Genomic DNA, 18,729 nt, shown 5'->3' on the forward strand with positions numbered 1-18,729 from the left:
GTCTGCTCTCTTTGATTGGGTCAAGGTTCTCAGCAGATAAACGGATGATTATCGTGTTGCGTTCTCCGAAGGGACAACACGATTGAGAACTGGTGACTCGACGCGCAACAAGCTCGTCACCAGTTCTCACCTATCTGTATTCAAAAACAAACCATCAAAGATGTAAGTAGTTGATACTGAAAAGGATATGGGCGGCTAAACTCAACACTTCTTTGCTGGGTCGTAGACCGACGCCCAAGGTTCTTTTTCGCCTAAACTGATCAAATTCCATAAATAGACCATCCAAGCTCGAATATTCGGTGGGAATATCTCGAGCTTAGTGTGCGTAACTCATCTTCCATGTGATAGTTAGACGCATTAATTCATTAGAAGGATGCAGTAAATATTATGCCAACACCTAAGAAAACCCTTACACAACTCCAGCTAAGTGGTACGTATCAACAGAATAAACGGCGGTATGAACACCTAACGAAGTCAGTTCCTACCATTCACATTCCGATTGGCAGACCGCCTACGCATTTGCAGCCAGCAGAGAAGGCAGCATGGGTCGAACTTGTACGCATTGCACATCCTGGCTTACTGGCTCGCTCAGACCGGATCGTTGTCGAGATTGCTGCTCGTTTGATTGTCAGGATGCGTCATCCAGATGCAAAGACTGGAGACTACAACGCGCTGCTGACTGTGTTGGGCAAACTGGGAATGACTCCAGCTTCCAGATTGAAGATGAACCTTCCACCAATCGAGGTGCCGACGCCTCAAGTGCAGTCAGAAGAGGATAGGCTGTGGGCAGCACTTGACGAGCTCGATTGATTGAGCCCCTTACGTAACCAAAAAGCAGGCAGAGGCCAGAGGTAAGGAACCTCCGCCCGAATGTGCTTTCGTCCTAAAATTCTGACGCTGGGACCACCACAGTCCCTGCTATCGCTAACTAATTGATGCCAAAAAACCTGTCTGCGTTTTCCAAATAAAAATGGGGCAGCGAAAAACACCGCCCCAATCGGAAGCACTTCTTATGATCGTTTCCCGCTGTATTGGCCGAGATATGACTTTGGACGAGCGGCCTCTCGGTAGAGTTTCAAAACCTGGATTTGCTATCGAATAAACATGCAGGATTCTAGTCAGCCCATCGTGGCGGCCCTGCTCAGAAAGATCAAAACAATGAAACTGATAACACTCAGGCTCCAGCAGCCTGAACAACGGGACATCGGTACCCAACTCAGCCCACCTATGCCGATTGCACAGATTGCGCGGTGGGGCGATTTGTTCGGTGGAGCAGGATCTGATTCTGGTGAGGTTGTCACCCCTGTCAGTGCAATGCAGACAGCAACGGTGAACGCTTGCGTGCGGCTCATCAGCCAATCAATCGCTGCAATGAAGCCGATTTTGTATCAGAAGTCTGGAAACGGTAAGCAGGAGGCTTTCGACAATCCTCTATACGATATTCTCGCCCTCGAATGTAATCCAGACGCAACGGCATTCACTACTTGGGAGAGTTTCGTCGCCAGCATATTGCTAACAGGCAACGGATTTCTTGAAGTCGAAACGAACAAGCAGGGCGCTGTCATCGGGCTATGGTTCCTGCCTCCTGCAAGCGTTCAACCCTACAGGCAGTCAGATGGCAGCATTGTTTACCGATGTTCGGAAGGTTTGGCTCCTGGTCAATTCAGAACGCTTAAGTCCACACAAATTGTCCATGTTCCTGGTCTCAGCTTCAACGGCGTGACTGGTGTCAGCGTTATCGAGCAGGCAAGGAATGTAATCGGCAGTAACTTGGCTATGGACAAGTTCAATGGACGATTCTTTGCCAACAATGCAACTCCAGCAGTCATTCTGACCATGCCCCCTGGAACCAAGATGAAGCCAGAGGACAAAGTGAAGGCTCGTGGCGACTGGGAAACACTTCATAGCGGACCTAACCAACATCGCGTTGGCATCCTAGATGCGGGGTTAGATGTGAAGCAACTTTCCATCTCGAATGCAGATGCTGAGTTTTTGGCAAGTAGAAACTTTACTCGGCAGGAAATATGCGGTCTATTCGGCCTGCTTCCGTCACAGATTGGTGATACAGCACGTGTAGCAGGGGAGACATTTGCTGCACAGCAGTTGACATTCTTAACCGATTGTTTGCGTCCTTGGCTCAATAAAATCGAACAGGAACTCACACGCAAGCTGCTTCCAAGGTCTCAAAACCCTGGAAGAAAGTACACCATTGCACACGATGTATCAGACCGATTGAAGATGGATACCAAGTCTCAAATTGAGGCGTTTGGTACTGCACGACAGTGGGGTTTGATGACAGCCAATGAAGCGCGAACAGGGCTTGGGTTGAACCCTGGTGGCCCTGAGTGTGACGTGTTTTGGGCACCTTTGAACACGGTTGACGCAAAGAAACTGTTGGAGCCAACTATTGCTCCAACTACGGTGACATTGAATGAATAAACGAGAAGTAAGAACGATTCCTGCAAAGGAGTTGCGAATCACCCCGTTGGCAGCAGACGGCACACGGACCATTTCAGGGACAGCAATCGTCTTTGGACAGCGTAGCCAAGACCTCGGCAATTTTGTCGAGATCGTTGCACCCGGTGCCGTTGCCAAGACACTCAGCAGTGGACAGAATGTGCTCTTGCTAAACAATCACAACAGCAGCCAACCAATCGCTTCTACCGCGAGTAGAACGCTGCAATTGACGACCGATCTCAGAGGAGTATCATTCACGGCCAAGTTGGACACTCGTCAGAGCTACGCTAACGATTTGGCCCTGAGTATCGAATCAGGCGTGACTTCTGGCTGCTCTTTCGGATTCATGACCCTGGACGATTCATACGCTGACGACGCTGGCACTCTGGTGAGAACACTGAACCAGATTGACCTGTTCGAGTTGTCCGTCACCGTGTCCCCTGCATATTTACAGACGGCTGTAGACATCAGATCCCGTTGCCCCAAAGAACTCCGAAGCCTTTTAGATGACGATGACGACGATTGCACCTGTGAGAGAGACGAAGCGGGGAACAAGGTCGATCCGAATTGCACCTGCGATGATGATGATTTGGTCAGCGAGTCTGAACGCAGCCGAATGCTGCTTAAGATTGAAATAGCCAAGCGCAAATAACCCACCAAACAACTTTGAAGACAGACGCTCTGTGAAAAGAGTGTGTGTCATCCCCTGCCTATAGAAAAGGAAGTTTCAAATGATTATCAAAGACCTTCAAGAAAAACGTAACAAACTCGTGGCCGATGCGCAGAAGCTGGTTCTCGATAAGGACTTCAACAACGAGAAGCGTGCTCAGGCTGATGCAATGCTTGCTGAATCTGACGTGATCTCTGCTGACATTGCTCGTCTTCAGAAGATCGAAGCTGTAGAGGCAGAACAGCGCAGCAGCAATCGTCCTGCTCGTGGTCCCATTGAGAGCACGGACGCCGCTGTTGAGACCGCTAAACGCGAAATGCGTGACTTCCTTGTGAATGGCAAGACGACTGAAAAGCGTGATCTTGGTGTTGGAGCAGTAGCAGGCAACATCACTGGTGGTTCTCAGTTGGTCGCTCCCGCGTTCTACCCCGTCCTTACGGCTGCGCAGCTTGCGTACGGTGGTCTGGTCAACATTGTTAACCAGCGTCAGACCGATACCGGCGCTTCGATGAAGGTTAGCTTGGTCAATGACACTGCAAATGGTCTTCAGGTTTGGGGTGAGGATACCGCAGCGACTGAGGTTGATCCTTCTCTGTCTACCGCTGCTGCCAGCAATACGACGCTTTATAACACTGGTGTGGTCCTGGTGACCATCGAAGAGTTGCAGGATAGCTTCTTCGATATTGAAGCGTTCCTTCGTGATCTCATGGGACAGCGTCTCTATCGTGGTCTGGCTAAGTTTATCTCTCAGGGTTCGAGCGATGGCTCGTATGTGAGCTATCTGGCTGGCGCGGTGTCTGGTGCAACTTCTGCAAGCCCTACGGCGATTGCCTATGCTGACATCCTTGGTCTCTATGGATCAATTGATCCCGCGTATATTCCCAATTCCACGTTCGTCATGAACTCCACCACTCGCACCTCTCTGTTGGGTGTTGTCGATACGACTGGCCGTCCTCTGTTCCAGCCTGCTCTGTCTGCTCCTGCTGGTGCGGATGCTCTGGGCACGCTGCTTGGTCGTCCCGTGGTCCTGGATCAGTTTGCACCGAGTATTGCTGCCACTCACACGGCTTTGTCCTTTGGTGACTTTGGCGCATATTACACGATGCGAAATGTCACAGGTAACGGTGGTGGTTTCCAGATTGCTCGTGACCCTTACACCTACCTAGTGAGCAAAGGTGCTGTTGCCTTCATCGGATATGGCCGTGGTGGTTCGTTTATCACTGACGCAGGCAGCCATCCTGTGAAGGTTCTGACGCAGCACGCATAAACCACAGCAATCACAATGTAAGCTCCGCACTCTGTTTGTAGGATTGCGGAGCTTTACTTAAGACTATGGGACGCAGAGAAATAAATTGGATGGATTTTAGTTTGCTACAGCAAGTTGAATCCACGTGTAGTTTTCTGAGGCAGATTTAATGCAAAGAAACGGCATATCAGCTTTACCTGCCAGACCTTTCTCCACGTAAAGCGTTCCACGTAGATCATTGGTGCAACCTGGACGAGGAGCTTTTGACACATCTTGAAAGCCGATCTCTGAATAACTAGCTACCGGGCGCGTGCGCCCATCCGCCATTACGGAAGTTAATGCTAGTGGTGATCCTTGAGCGCAAATTGAAAAAGGATATCCGCGTGCCTTCGGTTGATCGCAACCAGTTCGCCCAAAAGTTGTCATTCCTCCGCCTGGTGAGGTGGTCTCTACCGTTTCTGCTCTAAGCGACTTATGTCCCAGATCAATCACGTCAGTTTGCAACCGTGAGAAGTCGGCCTGCAATTTTTCTATTCTTTGATTGACCTCCTTGTACCTCGCTAGATCGGAATTCAGTTGCGTGATACTTCCCTCGATAGGAGGGATCTCTCGCATCGCTATGGAAATTTCAGACTTTGCTTCCTCGATGGATGTGTGGATTTGGCCGGTTCCTTTGGTCACGGAATCCCGAATCTGGCCTTGAGCATCGGCGATGTCTTTCTGAACATCGAAATAACTTTTCCCGAGCAAGAATCCGAAGATTATCACAAGAACTGTACACGCACTACCGAGAAGCTTGACCCAATCAAGTAGCCTCTTTGCTACAACTTCAGTGAGTTCAACCTCTCTTATATTTTTTTCTTGTAACTGCCTAGCTTGGTATCGGGCCAATGCCGAAACTGTGAGAGGTTCTCCACATCGATTGCAATACAACGCGTCGTTTAAGTTGACTGCTGCGCAGCTGGCACAGTTCACGAGCATTCTCCCCTGAACGTACATGGAAAATTCTTGTACCGGAGCAGCGTAACACCGCCACGCTCTCATGGGGCTTGCGCACGATGCAACGTTGCAAAGTTTTTCGCTTACGCCGTTGTGGATTTTGACTGTTTATAAACACCATATCTGGTGACGGCCCGCTCTGCCTGTTCCCAATCAGTGGATATTGCCGTCTTACTCATCTGGAGATAAAGTCCCAGAAAGGTATCGCTGAGATACCATGCTTGTCTTTGGCCGAAAGCATAGACACCAACGTAACGATCTTGCATCGGGTGCCCTGGAATTTCAGCAACACGATAAATGGCGTATTCAAAATCATTCATGTCGTTCACCCCATCTGAATTCCTCTGCTTCGAGGTGAGCAAAGCGTATCACGAGATTTTGGAAGGTTCTTCGTCAATGCGCGAGAAGTACCAGCCAGACGTTTCAAGCAACTCGCCACCTTCGAGACGCACGGAGAAAACACTCAAATTAATAGCATGTTGCCAGTCAGAGTCTGATACTGGTTTAGGAACGCTTTCAATAATTCCCATCAGTTCTCCGCGTACGACCTTCACCCAAACTCGGGCACCTTTCAGGCTGGATACATCTCTATTTTCCATGACGGAAAGCCTATCACGTGGAGTTCAATACGAAGCCCCATGACTCTGTCCATTGAGTCATGGGGCTTCTCTCTGGTTCTAACAATTTTTCCTCCCTTCGTGGCTTTGTTTTGCACGTAAAAGAATGCGTTGTGCATACAACCCAAGCATTCACCCAATTTCGTTGTTTCGCACAACAGCGCCCCATCTCATGGGCATCACAACCATACGAACAATCGATTAGGAGGGAATCCATGAAAGCTTTGAAGAGTTGGTTATTTGGACTTGCTGTAGTCGCTATATCGTTTAGTGCATCTGCATCGCCTGCATCTGCGCAGGTCGTAGTGAGAGTTGGGCAGGATCATCCCCATCACTACCATCACCGATATCATCACCACCATTACCATCACAATTACCGCTAGCAAGAAAAGCCCTGCTGCTCTCAAGTTTTCGAGGACAGCAGGGCGTTTTTGTTGCGAGAGGCGTTGTCTTGTGTGGGAAGATTACTGTTGATTTTTGATATCGTTTTCGAGCAAGTCTGCGTTCTCTAAGAACATCCGCTCAACCGCACTCAGTGCAAACCAAACATCTTTTCGTAATTTGGATTTGCGAACCTGTGGAATTCGAGCGTGGGCCTTATTGGCATCAATCCTGGCAGACTCGGATTTTTGTCTCAAGAGTTCGACTGAAGTGTGCATGGCCGGAACCTCTGAATATGGGACGCTCTATCGAAAATAGATAGCAGAAGAGAATGTAAGACTGCTCCGAAATGAATGCAAGCACTCACTGAACAACGTCCGCACATACTGAAATTCTATTGTTTTCGCACCCTAACGAACCTTCGAGCACCTATACCCACCAAACCTAGAGCACCTGTAGCGAAGAGAGCAAGTGTAGATGGCTCGGGTGTGTTGATGACAACCTCGAAAATGGTTCCGTCGTGGCTTCCATCGACAATCACGGAGTCACCAACACTGTTAACAAATAGCGTGTCTACGGCAGCAAAGCCAAGGAGCGGGTCTCCAGAAGGACCGGAGCCAGGATAAAACTCAAGGACTTCGCGCATGGTGATGCCGGAGAGATCGACTATTTGATATCCATTGTTACAGACCGACCTTACCAGTGAAAACTCTGAAATTGGAGTAAAGGGGCACGGTGTTCCGTTGTCCGCTACAAACGAAGTTGGAAGCGTATCTGATCTTGATATTAGTTTTCCTTGACTGTAGATCTCGAAGCAGCGTTCGTCGCCCTGCCCCACACTACAGTTGTTATTCGTGTCGATTAGAACGTTGCCGAAGTCGTCTATGCCGACTGCCGTGGAATTATCAGACGTTAGTGAGTAAGTTGTATAGGTATTCGCGTAAGCAGCATGACCCACGAGTAATATCGTGAAGCAAACTGCCAAGGCAAGTGGTCTAGCGAACGCTTTGATCATATAGCTCCTCTGGATGCTGCGTTGGGAACCAATGATGATCTGAGGTAACTGGCGTGTCAACTGAATAGTGACCCTGTTGAATCTGCACAGGGCTCACAGGGTTCAGTCAAACTCGCGTCATTGTTCTTAACGTTCCCAACATCCTTCTTCACTTTCCAAGCTGTCATCTCTTCTGCGGGATGAGGTCTCAGGATGTCTGTTGGTGGCTGAGCCGGATCGACAGGACCAAGCCAGCGGCTCCAGTCTGCTTTAGGCACGATCACAGGCATGCGTGTGTGAATTGATTGCATGAGTTCATTGGGGTCAGTCGTTATGATGGAGAACGTCTCCAGCGGGACGCTCTGGTTGGGATCTTTCCAAGCCTCCCATAGTCCTGCGAATGCCATCGGCTCTCGATCTTTTCGCGCAATCGCAAAGGCTTGTTTGTTCTTCCCCTTTTCGTCCAGCTTTTGCCATTCGTAAAACGCATCTGCTGGCACAAGACAGTGACGACGTTTGAACGCCTCACGGAACACTGGAGCAGTTGTCACCGTCTCCGCTCTTGCATTGATAGAAGAGAATCCAACCTTGGAGTCTTTAGCCCAATATGGAACGAGACCCCAACGCATGAGTGTGAGTTCACGTTCTCCCGTCTCACGATTCAATCTGACAACAGGTTGGAAGGTTTGGGGCGCAACGTTGTAATCAGGTGGGAGCTCAAAACCTGGTGGCAATTTGCCAACCTTGAATGCATCGGCAATCCTTTGTTTGTCGGAATGTCTTTCATAGCGTCCGCACATATTTGAACTCCGGTACATCTAACACACGAGAGATTAATCCTACAATCCTGTTGACATGTCGGCGGTTTCGGCCCACACTCTCGCCATATCCCGCGTCCGCGATGGCCAAGTTGAAGGAGTTCACCATGCGCCCATTCCTCGCCACCTTATGCTGCGCTATTGCAGCCATCACACCATTAGTCTCTAGGGCTGACACCCTCACAATCAAAGGCAGCGGTGAATTGATAACTTTTTCCCTGCCCAACCCTGTCAATACCGATCCAGAGTTTTACACAAGCGATAACGGGTTACCACCGCCAAACTTTTCGTTATTTGGCGACGTCTCCCCTAAAATCAACGGCGTCGCAATCGACTCAGATTCAGAATTTTTGTATTTTGGAATCGATGCAATAGTGCTTACGAACATTCCTTGTCTGACACCATTTGACCCTTACAATCCGTGCTTCTTTACTGTGGCGTTCGACGACGGCTCTATCAATGGGATAGGTAATCCTCCCCCGCTTTTCAGTGGACCTAACTCCGATCCTGTACTCAATCTCGGCACCTACTCTGGATACTCTGGGAGCGGTTTTCCACCCCCCGGCTCACCTCTAACCCTTACGATCTCCGCCGATACCTCACCAGTCCCAGAGCCTTCCAGCATAGCTCTCTTTACAGTTGGACTATTGTTTCTAGCTCTTGCAACTAGACATAGGCAACATTTTCGCTAATCAGACCTCATTGCACTCCTCGCACTTTGCAACATGCTTGATGTACGGCAATAGTTCTGGGTCTCTCACGTTACGACCATCTACAGGTGGCACCTTCAGGCCGTCAGGATTGCGCCTGGTGTACTCCTGCCACAGAGCAAGACCAATGGGACAGGCAATGGGTTCTTCTATCTTCGATGGCCATTGAATGATCACATCAATGTCTCCCCATCTTTAAAACTCAAGAACCGTATCACCCTTGACAGCAGACCACGCTTGGCAGCTTCCTCAGCCTCAAGTTCTTTCATCCTTCGGTTATATAGACGCGTCTCTCTTGCCTCATCTCTGGCTCTCAGATGGGCTTCTACGCTGCCTCTGTCGTCTCTGTCACCAAATCCCATTGGCTTGTACTGCTTTGGAGTTTTAATCTTCCGTGGCACGCTCTATCCCCTGCTTATCTTCCGTTGAACTCTCTGTCTGCGACTTCTAAGCTTATCGAATTGCTCTTGACTCAATTCAATCTCAATTGAGCCTGGTCTGCGTTCCTTCAGGGTCTGCTTCACCGACTGGATGTCTTTGAACCGGCAGTTTGCTGATTCCATTAAGGCGATGACCTGCTCGGGTTGAGTGAACTCCCAATGTGTCCCTATCAGGGTGTTGCCTTGAAGGAAGCACACATCCAACTTCATCATCGTTTCTTGGAAGAACATTCGCACGATGGGCATAGATGAACTCACTTGATCGACGCAGTACGACTTTTACCCCAAATGTCCACGGTTGCATACACGGCACCGCAATGAACACACCGTGAGTAATCCACGGTCAGTCGCACAATATCTGCTGGCCGAATCAGCTTTTCGCAAGAAGGGCATTTATCAGAGAGGCTTCTTTCGGTTGGCAGTTGATAGATCCGTTTCATAGGAACAGTGTAGCGAATAAAAAGCGAAAATGCAGCCAGAGATTTTTAGGAGGAAGGGAATGACTCACTCTTAGATACAGGTGTAGGCTTTCCGTACTCTTCAACCAGGAGGTACGCGTTGCGAGAATCTCCTCTGCTCCTCGGATCCGTTGTAGCCATCACGTTGCTTCTCTACTTGCTTGCATATTTTCTTCTTCCTCCGCCGCCTCCCTCTGCAGCAATGGTTTTACTTTTCGCCGGAATTGCGGTTTTTTTTGTCTGGGCTTCACGGTGGGGATACAAGAAATATCGGAGCAAGAAGCCACCGACAATCGCATTGTGTGTCTTATTAATAGTCTTGCTCCCACGCCCCGAAGTTGCCGCTCTGTTCCAAGAGCCCAACTTTGAGAAAAATACTTCGCTCTGTAAATTTATGGATGGTCCTCGTGCAGGAAGAGTTCTCAGCGGTTGGGCCGCTGGGCTTCCGGCGGGCACTCCGTGTATTGATAACTTCGGCAGTTCAGGGGTCATCGTCGTTCCCGGCAACTCCTCTCTCTGGTCGGGACCGCCTCCGATAAATAACCAAGAAGGCATCGCTCCACCGCAACCCGCTTCTCCCGTACGGCCTTTTCCCCCAGCATATTCAGGCGAAAGCAGTATTGGGAATAATTCAAGTCCTCGGCGAGTGACCGGGATGGCTCCTTTAGTTAGGCAATACGCAGAGGAAGATGGATTTGGGCTCTATAGCTATGCGTTATTGAGTCATCGACCACAAGCAACCGAAGTAGCCAGATATCGAGCTTTTATCACCGCGCTAATCGCACTCCCTTCAAAGGATGATCTTAAGAAATTAGCCGCCCAAAGAAACCAAATAAACGTGACATACATACCTATAACGTCGCTCAATCAGGGTTGGGACGATATGCCCACCACGGACCAAGTTGACTGGATACTTAGCCATTATGATTACGCGCGCAGCAGTCTCATGCTTGCCACAATAAAAGGAGTCCGTGTAGGCGTAGGGCCGATAATCATTTCTGTGCTGACCCCGTTGAAGTTAGATCGAGCGGCTTCTACTGTGATTGTGCAGGATTTGAGCACAGCTCAGCCAACGTTGGTAGCAGACTACGTGGCGAAGTTCGCTGTTCAGGCGGCTGAAGAACGCTCTTGGAAGCAAGAGGCGCTTGCGGACTTTTCGTTAGGTCTCCGGAATATCTTAGAAACTGCTGCCATCGGCCTAGGAATGAGTCAACAAGCGATTAAAGGGTGGATTAACTTCATTCATTGATGCGGATCATTCATTGCGAATTAGATCCATATTGAATTGATGGACAGAAGCTATCTGGCTGTGACCCAAAAGTGACCCAGGGTTTAGCCGGTTGGAAGAGAACCACTTGTAAAGTGTTGATTTTATGGTGAGAGCGCTGGGGCTCGAACCCAGGACCAACGCCTTAAAAGGGCGATGCTCTACCAACTGAGCTACGCTCTCAGACCACACTACCAAGTTAGCACATTCGGACTGTTGAATTTTCCTCTCAACCACCGGCAACGCAAGCTGTTGCCGCTCATTCTCATCGTTCTTTGGAGATCTGGCTGAACAAACGACATCTTTTCGCGATACTTTGCTTAAAATTTGCGAGGAGACGGTGTGGGCGTCGGCACGGTGCCTTCTTTGGCAGCGCCCTTCTAGATGTGCCATTTTGGGACGATAGGAGATGCCATTGTGTTGACTACAATTTACGCTTCAATCCCGCATTATCACTGATTTATCACACTTAAGTCGCACGCCGGATTCATTGACTTGAAGAGACGCCCAACGTAGCCTCAGGCTATTGCATGACAACAGGTGCAACCACTTCTTTTGAGCTGGCAGCGAACCGGCGCAGTTCAATAAAAACAATGTGTTAGATGTATAGGAAATACGAACTATGGACTCACGCGGCACGGACAAGATCGCCGACAAGATCGATGATCTTGCGGCAACCGAGACCCCTGAAGATGTTGCCGTCCTTTACTCATGGGCGAACCTTCACGGAGCGAAGTATCGCGACTTTTCCGCTTCACGCAGGGAGTACCGTGCACAGCTAAGACATCGCGCAGCACAGCAGGTTCGTGAACAGGCCTTGCTGGCGCAGGCCGAAGCAGAAGCCGCCGCTGCAGCCGCAGACTCAGCAGCTCGGCATGCATCACTGGCAGCCCGTACTCATCAAGCCGAGGACGCTGACTCATCCATGCGGCGCGCTCTGCGCGAAGCCGAAGACGCAGCCCGTACCGCGGCAGCCGAGCGCGTCGAAGCCGCGCGTCGAGCTGAGATCGCCGCTGTCGCCGAGGCGGCCGCGCGTCGCGAAGAGCGAGAGATAGCGGAGGCGCACGCCTCAGCACAGAGACAGGCAGCGCGCTACGCGGACTCAGAGATACGGCGCAGAGCAGCCACAGGCGCTGAGCACAACTTTGCAACTCCCGGCAAGATCTCCGCCCCATCCACAGTTCCCTCCAACCCTTCTAATCAACCGGCGCTTCCCACAAACGAACCGCCGCATTTTGGACAGACTACGTCTCCAAACGAACCTCGCTGGACTGGAGATCAAGATCGCCGCGAGCATCCTGTATCTCTTTCAGAGCCGATGGAGCGACGCGTCGCGGCACACCAGCCGGCGAATACAAGACGTCCCCGCGGCTATCGTCCTGACGACGCCTCGGGCGTCCGTCAGATCTATCGTGGTCCCGACGATTCGGTTCAAGCCGAGTACACTACATCTGATCCAACACGACAATTTGTTCCAAAGCAGAACCCAGCTACACCTGTACCACTTACATCCCAGGACATGAAAACCACATCCGAACAGATCGTTCCCTTACCACCTACGCCTTCGAATCCGACCGAAGGCAACTCTCCGCCTATGAGGCAACGCCGCACCGATCCTCAGCCCCATGCGGCGTCTTCTCCGTCTCAGGCCGAGACCTCCCCTGCGCAGACCGCAACGAATTTTGGGACGTGGCCTCCCACCTCCGGCGATTATCCCCAACCCGCCACGGATTACGCCCGCGATTCTGTGCGGGAGTCGCCGGCGAACGTGCCGTCGCCGAGGCCACCTGCACCAAGACAATCGGGAATTTCGCGCTCCGTGCCGCTCTCTCCTTCTACTTCGACCCGGCCCGTCTCGCCTTTTTCCCAGGCGCTGGTGCCGTCCGACTCGACACGTGGTCGACGCGCCCAGGATGACTTCGACTATCAGCAGTCCAGCAGCCTGTCCGAATCTCCACGCAGAAACGCTCCGGAGCAAGCACCTGAACCTACACCTGCGGGCCCGGCGTGGCTCTATGCGCCTCCCGTCCCGCCGGTTCAGGCGAAGCCGATCGTCTCGTCGCCACCGCCGGTCCAGTCTTCCGTCGCCGATACCCTTCAGCACTCCCGTGAGCGCGTAGCCGCACGCTGGTTTGCGCTCAAAGGCGTCTTCGAGCAACCCGGCCAGGAGCTACCTGAAGCAGCACCAGTGCGCCAAAAAGAGACCCGCACACCAGTCCTCGCCGTCTTCTCTCTCGCTGGCGGTGTCGGCAAAACCAGTCTCGTCGCAACAGTCGGCCGCGCTCTCTCCTCGATGGGAGAGAAGGTTCTCCTCACGGATACAACCTCCCATGGTCTGTTGCCGTTCTACTTTGGTGCCAGCGAACTCCGGCAGGGAACTGTCCGCACCTTCTCGCCGCCCAGCGGTAGCACCGACGCGCCCATCTATCTCGTCAGCTACGAGGTGGATCAGAAAGCCTCCGACGATGCTGCCCAGGAGCTTCTCGCAGACGAGATCATCAACAACGGCCGTGGCGCACACCGCATCCTGCTCGACCTCACCGTAGGGTCAAGCTGGATCGTCCGCCGCATGTCCCGCATGAACCCTACCATCCTGGTTCCGGTCGCCCCCGACATGAACTCGGTGATCAGCCTCCAGACGGTTGAAAAGTTCTTCAACGGTGTCAACGATGGCGACGGCCACCCGCTTCAACCTTTCTACGTTCTCAACCAGTTTGATACGTCGCTCCCGTTGCACCTCGACGTCCGTGAGGTGATGCGCCGTCAGCTTGGCGACCGATTGTTGCCATTTGTCATTCGCCGAGCCCCCGCTGTCAGCGAAGCCCTCGCCGAGGGCATGACAGTGGTCGACTATGCGCCCGACGCGCCCGTGGCAGAGGACTACCTCAACCTGGCAACATGGCTCCGCACAGTCGCAGCGCCGGCCACAGCCGGCTTCCGTAACGTTCGCTGGAGCGAACGATGATTTGGTCGCACCTATTCTCTCAATTCGAGTCAGGTGATCATCTCTTCTTCAAAGTTCTTCGCTTTATCCTCCTGGGCAGCGGAATCGTCCTCCTGGGCCTCACCGGGATCCTGGAGCTCACCTGGCCGCAACAGATCGTGCTGGGTATCCTCACAATTGCACTCATCATCTGGCTCGATCGCAGCTCGAGTTCCTACCTCGTCACGCTGATCCTCATGCTTGTCTCCATCTTCTCTACCTTTCGCTACGGGTACTGGAGAATCCACACCACTGCCAGATTTCTTTTTGATCCCGGTTCAGTCTGGAGCCTGCTGGACGGCTTTTTTATCGTGCTCCTGCTCCTGGCCGAGACCTACGCCTTCGTCATTCTCCTCCTGGGCTACCTCCAGACCCTTTGGCCTTTGCGCCGCACTCCGGTCCCGTTACCTGAGCGCCCGGAACACTGGCCCGCAATCGATCTCCTCATCCCGACCTACAACGAGCCGCTCAACATCGTGAAATACACCGCGTTTGCCGCGATGAACATCGACTGGCCCGCCGACAAATTAAACGTGTACATCCTCGACGACGGCAAGCGCGAAGAGTTCCGCAGCTTCGCAGAGGAGGCCGGTATCGGCTACATGACGCGCGACGACAATCGTTACGCCAAAGCTGGCAACATCAATCGCGCACTCACCCAGCTCAACTCACCCTATGTCGCTATCTTCGACTGCGACCACGTTCCCACCCGCAGCTTTATGCAGGTCACCATGGGGTGGTTTCTGCGCGACAGCAAGCTGGGCATGCTCCAGACTCCGCACCACTTCTACTCACCCGATCCCTTCGAACGTAATCTGAACCAGTTCCGGCAGATTCCCAACGAAGGCGAGCTGTTCAACGGCATCGTCCAGGACGGAAATGACTTCTGGAACGCCACTTTTTTCTGCGGCTCCTGTGCGGTTCTCAGACGTAGCGCGCTCGATGAGATTGGCGGCATCGCCGTCGAGACCGTAACGGAAGACGCTCACACTTCGCTGCGTATGCAGATGAATGGCTGGAACTCTGCGTACATCAACATCCCGCAGGCAGCAGGTCTCGCGACCGAACGATTAAGTGGACACGTAAAGCAACGCATCCGCTGGGCACGCGGAATGGTCCAGATTCTACGCACAGACAATCCGCTCTTCGCCAAAGGATTAAATCTCGCGCAGCGTCTCTGCTACTTCAACGCAATGACGCACTTTCTCTACGCTCTGCCTCGTCTGATCTTTTTGACTGCACCGCTCATCTATCTCATCTTTCATCGTGTCAACATACCCGGCTATTGGGCTGCCATTCTTGCGTACGCGCTTCCTCATCTGGTTCTCTCAACCATCACGAACTCTCGCATCCAGGGCCAGCACCGCCACTCGTTCTGGAACGAGGTCTACGAAACTGTACTCGCCCCCTACATCTTTTTCCCCACGTTGCTCGCGTTGATCAACCCAAAGTTCGGCAGGTTCGATGTGACCGCGAAAGGCGGTGTAATCCCTCGACGCTTCTTCGACGCACGCATCGCACAGCCGTTCCTCGTAATGATCACGATCAACGTCGTAGGCATGCTCTGCGCCATTCCAAGGCTCTTTCACCTCCCTGGAACCGGAAGAACCTGGCCGCTGAACGTGCCCGCGGGAATGTACCACGGCAGCCACACTGGCACTATCGTGATGAACCTGATCTGGGCCACCTTCAACCTCATCATCCTTATCGTGGCTACATCGGTCGCGTGGGAGAGTCGACAGCGAAGGCAGACAGTGCGCCTTCCGATGACGGTGCCCGCGGACGTTCAGTTGGCCAACGGAAGCATCGTCCATGGCGTCACCGCGGATATGTCCACAGGCGGCGTTAAAGTTCGCATGGAACGGCACTGCACTGCCAGTTCGGGCGATTCCATCAGGCTGAGTCTTCCGGCTCTCGACGGAGACGTCAGCTTGCCAGCCACACTGGTCGGCATAAACGGCAACGTAATTCGTGCTCAATTCGATCCGCTCACCCTGCAGGAAGAAGAGGCGCTCGCCACAGTCCTCTACTCCCGTGCCGATACCTGGCTCGGCTGGGGCGAAACCCGCGAGGCCGATAGACCGCTAACCAGCCTGCGCCGCATCCTGCGACTCGCACTCCATAACTTTGGACAGGCCATAAAAAGTCTGGCGAAATCCAATCATCCTGCTGCCCCAGAAGGAAAGTTGGTCACAAGTATTGCTCCTCTTCTCCTGGTAGTAGCTTTCTTTGGTGGTCGCTCGTCATCAGCGGAGGCCCGCTTCGTGCATGCCGCACAGGCTGCCGAACAAGCGACCAGCCAGACCACCAGTCCCACACCCAGCCCGACAACAGATCAGGCCAAACCCGCACCAGAACCGCCTCCACAGAAGCCTGTATCTTCCTCCACAAACCCTCCCGCAGCGCTGCCAGCCGTCCACAACTGGCCGAAAGCAGCTGCCTCGCCAATAGCCTCTCCGGCCACCGGCGCCTTCGACCATGTGATCGCTCTCTCCGACATCGGGGTACGTGAACCCATCACGATGCGGGGAGTAGATGCCTACAACCAAGCCCACTTTTCGCTGCCTCAAACGGAAGCCGTCAAAACAGCGACGTTGCATCTTCGCTACAGCTTCTCACCCGCGCTGATTCCGTCTCTCAGCCATCTCAAGGTAAGCCTGAACGGCAAACTGTTGGCAACACTTCCCGTCGCGTCGCCACCAGACGAAGCGGTCGGGCATGGTCTTCAACCAGTCGCAAAAAGCATCGACAGCACCAACAACACACTGCGTGAATCGACCATAACCCTGCCTGCCGAGATTCTCGTTCGCAGTAACGAACTCACCTTCGAATTCATTGGCCACTACGCCGCGAAGTGCGAAGATCCGTCCCACTCCACGCTATGGGCTCATGTTGACAACAGCTCGACGATCGAACTCACCGGTACTCTGACTCCTCTGCAAAATAACCTGAAGCTCCTGCCGTCTCCGTTCTACGATTCTCTGGTCGATCTCCATCCGGTAGTTCCCATCGTCTTCCTCAGTCAGCCATCCCCAAAGGCTCTTCAAGCCGCTGGCATCGTGGCATCGTGGTTCGGCATCCTCGCGGACTCGCGCCCCATACAATTTTCCGTGTCCCTGGGGTCGATCCCCGCTGGCAATGCGATCGTTCTCGCCGAAAGTGGCGCAAGCCTCCCTGCATCGCTCCAGATGAACACCCCGTCCGGACCCACGATTGCCATGCGAACGAACCCGTCTGATCCCTACACAAAGGTTCTCGTACTTACCGGAGACTCCTCGGACGATCTCGTGACCGCAGCCATGGCACTCACCTTGCAACGCGACCTCTTCGAAGGCGATCAGATCCGCGTTCCTTCCATCCAATTACCCGCCGCGCGAGAGCCCGACGATGCTCCACGCTGGCTGAGCACCGAGAAGATCACCCGCTTCGGTGACATCGTCCAAACCTCCAGCTTCGAGACGGACAGCTCAAACCCGATCGCCGTTTACATGCGACTCCCGCCCGATCTCTACTACGGCGCGCGTCAGGATCTACCTCTTCACCTCGGCTATCGTTACAACGGAGTTCCACTCTCGAGCGAAAGCTCGTTGCAGGTCTCGATGAACGACTCCTTTGTCGGTTCGACAGTCTTGGCGCAAACGGACAATACATCCACCGTCATCCCGGTGCCCATCTCCGACATGCGCCCCTTCTCAAACTCCATGCTGATGCGGTTCATCTTTCTGATGGCCCAAAAAGCAGAGTGCAACGACGCCGCCTCCACCAGCAATCAGAAGGGCGCCATCCTCAAAGACTCCTACCTCGACATCCAGGGAATTCCCCATTGGGCCGTCCTGCCCAACCTTGAGATCTTCGCCAACGCTGGCTACCCCTTTACGCGCAAAGCCGACCTCGCCGACACCGCCGTCGTAATGCCCGACAACGCCGGCCCCGCAGAGATCGAGGTGTTCCTCACTCTGATGGCACACTTCGGCGCACAAACTGGCTACCCGGTGCTGCGTCTTACTGTCACCGGCGCCGACGGCATGAAGTCCGACAGTCTCCGAGACTACCTCGTGCTGGGAACGGTCGACGATCAGCCCGCGATCGGTCGCCTCAATCCGTCGCTCCCTGTAGGCGTAGACGGCAGCGGTCTCCATATTCAAGACACTCAGGGTTTCTTTGCGCAACTGCAGCACGCATGGTGGAAGGTCCGCAGCTCGGATCGCATCCAGTCCGGCCAACTCGAGACCGCAGGTGGCCTTCCCGACGCCCTCATCGAAGGTATCGAATGGCCTAAGGGGTCCAACCGCTCTGTCGTCGTCGTCGCTCTACGCGACAAAGATGTCATCCCCAACTTTTTATCTGTCTTTCTCAAAACATCTCAGTCCTCCGACGTCTCCCAGTCCGTAAGCGTCCTGCATGGATCCCGCTTCGTCTCGTACCGGATCGGCAACGATGTCTACCGTGTCGGGTCACTCTCGCTCTGGGTCAAGCTGAACATGCTCTTCTCGGAGTATCAGTGGTTGATGGTCATCTCAACCCTGGCCTCCTGCTTCATTCTCGCCGTCATCCTTCGTTCTGTCCTGCGTCGGAAGGCACGAGTCCGATTGCAAGGAAACTACTAGCATGACCCGTTTGGTGTATCGCGCCATAGATTATTCCCTCTTGAAATGCGGCCGCTTCCCACGTATAACTCTCGAACATACA

13 protein-coding genes and 1 tRNA gene are annotated in these 18,729 nt (G+C 53.0%); 8 read left to right on the top strand and 6 right to left on the bottom strand.

What is annotated here, in order from left to right; genetic code table 11:
- The first annotated feature begins 387 nt into the window (after positions 1–387).
- From RBB82_RS21440 to RBB82_RS21455, 4 genes are all read left to right on the top strand, one after another.
- Positions 388–810 carry a hypothetical protein gene (locus tag RBB82_RS21440; protein ID WP_433972765.1) on the top strand — a complete coding sequence of 141 codons (423 nt, stop codon included), beginning with the start codon at positions 388–390 and terminating at the stop codon, positions 808–810.
- Positions 811–1,104: 294 nt separating this feature from the next.
- Entirely contained in the window at positions 1,105–2,439 is a 1,335-nt protein-coding gene (locus RBB82_RS21445; RefSeq protein WP_433972766.1) for a phage portal protein, read from the top strand.
- Positions 2,432–3,109 carry an HK97 family phage prohead protease gene (locus RBB82_RS21450; protein WP_433972767.1) on the top strand — a complete coding sequence of 226 codons (678 nt, stop codon included), beginning with the start codon at positions 2,432–2,434 and terminating at the stop codon, positions 3,107–3,109. Before RBB82_RS21445 ends, RBB82_RS21450 begins: the two co-directional genes overlap by 8 nt.
- 79 nt (positions 3,110–3,188) lie before the next feature.
- On the top strand, positions 3,189–4,394 hold the full coding sequence (locus tag RBB82_RS21455; RefSeq protein ID WP_433972768.1) for a phage major capsid protein: 1,206 nt from the start codon (positions 3,189–3,191) through the stop codon (positions 4,392–4,394).
- A gap of 96 nt (positions 4,395–4,490) precedes the next feature.
- Here the strand turns inward: RBB82_RS21455 and RBB82_RS21460 are convergent, their stop codons facing one another.
- The 5 genes from RBB82_RS21460 to RBB82_RS21480 form a co-directional block, all read right to left on the bottom strand.
- A complete protein-coding gene (locus RBB82_RS21460; protein ID WP_433972769.1) occupies positions 4,491–5,348 on the bottom strand; it encodes a hypothetical protein in 858 nt (285 codons plus the stop codon).
- A gap of 107 nt (positions 5,349–5,455) precedes the next feature.
- A complete protein-coding gene (locus RBB82_RS21465; RefSeq protein WP_433972770.1) occupies positions 5,456–5,692 on the bottom strand; it encodes a hypothetical protein in 237 nt (78 codons plus the stop codon).
- Between the two features lie 48 nt (positions 5,693–5,740).
- Complete coding sequence (locus RBB82_RS21470) at positions 5,741–5,971, bottom strand: hypothetical protein (RefSeq protein ID WP_433972771.1); 231 nt, start codon at positions 5,969–5,971, stop codon at positions 5,741–5,743.
- A 793-nt stretch (positions 5,972–6,764) separates the two neighbouring features.
- Positions 6,765–7,385 carry a PEP-CTERM sorting domain-containing protein gene (locus tag RBB82_RS21475; RefSeq protein WP_433972772.1) on the bottom strand — a complete coding sequence of 207 codons (621 nt, stop codon included), beginning with the start codon at positions 7,383–7,385 and terminating at the stop codon, positions 6,765–6,767.
- Positions 7,386–7,441: 56 nt separating this feature from the next.
- Positions 7,442–8,164 carry an SOS response-associated peptidase gene (locus tag RBB82_RS21480; RefSeq protein WP_433972773.1) on the bottom strand — a complete coding sequence of 241 codons (723 nt, stop codon included), beginning with the start codon at positions 8,162–8,164 and terminating at the stop codon, positions 7,442–7,444.
- A 125-nt stretch (positions 8,165–8,289) separates the two neighbouring features.
- On the opposite strand from RBB82_RS21480, the gene RBB82_RS21485 reads away from it, so the two are divergent.
- The gene (locus RBB82_RS21485) at positions 8,290–8,874 is read left to right on the top strand and encodes a PEP-CTERM sorting domain-containing protein (RefSeq protein ID WP_433972774.1); all 585 of its coding nucleotides are present in this window, start codon (positions 8,290–8,292) and stop codon (positions 8,872–8,874) included.
- 1,016 nt (positions 8,875–9,890) lie between these two features.
- Complete coding sequence (locus RBB82_RS21490; protein ID WP_433972775.1) at positions 9,891–11,039, top strand: hypothetical protein; 1,149 nt, start codon at positions 9,891–9,893, stop codon at positions 11,037–11,039.
- A 125-nt stretch (positions 11,040–11,164) separates the two neighbouring features.
- Here the strand turns inward: RBB82_RS21490 and RBB82_RS21495 are convergent.
- A tRNA-Lys gene (locus tag RBB82_RS21495) sits at positions 11,165–11,240 on the bottom strand.
- A gap of 439 nt (positions 11,241–11,679) precedes the next feature.
- Here RBB82_RS21495 and RBB82_RS21500 point away from each other — a divergent pair.
- Both RBB82_RS21500 and bcsA read left to right on the top strand, forming a co-directional pair.
- Positions 11,680–14,022 carry a cellulose synthase operon protein YhjQ/BcsQ gene (locus RBB82_RS21500; protein WP_433972776.1) on the top strand — a complete coding sequence of 781 codons (2,343 nt, stop codon included), beginning with the start codon at positions 11,680–11,682 and terminating at the stop codon, positions 14,020–14,022.
- A complete protein-coding gene (bcsA, locus tag RBB82_RS21505) occupies positions 14,019–18,647 on the top strand; it encodes a UDP-forming cellulose synthase catalytic subunit (protein WP_433972777.1) in 4,629 nt (1,542 codons plus the stop codon). The genes RBB82_RS21500 and bcsA overlap by 4 nt, the downstream gene beginning before the upstream one ends.
- Positions 18,648–18,729: the final 82 nt, after the last annotated feature.

Origin of the sequence: Tunturiibacter lichenicola (assembly GCF_051013355.1) — a bacterium.
Taxonomy (GTDB): Bacteria; Acidobacteriota; Terriglobia; order Terriglobales; family Acidobacteriaceae; genus Edaphobacter; species Edaphobacter lichenicola_F.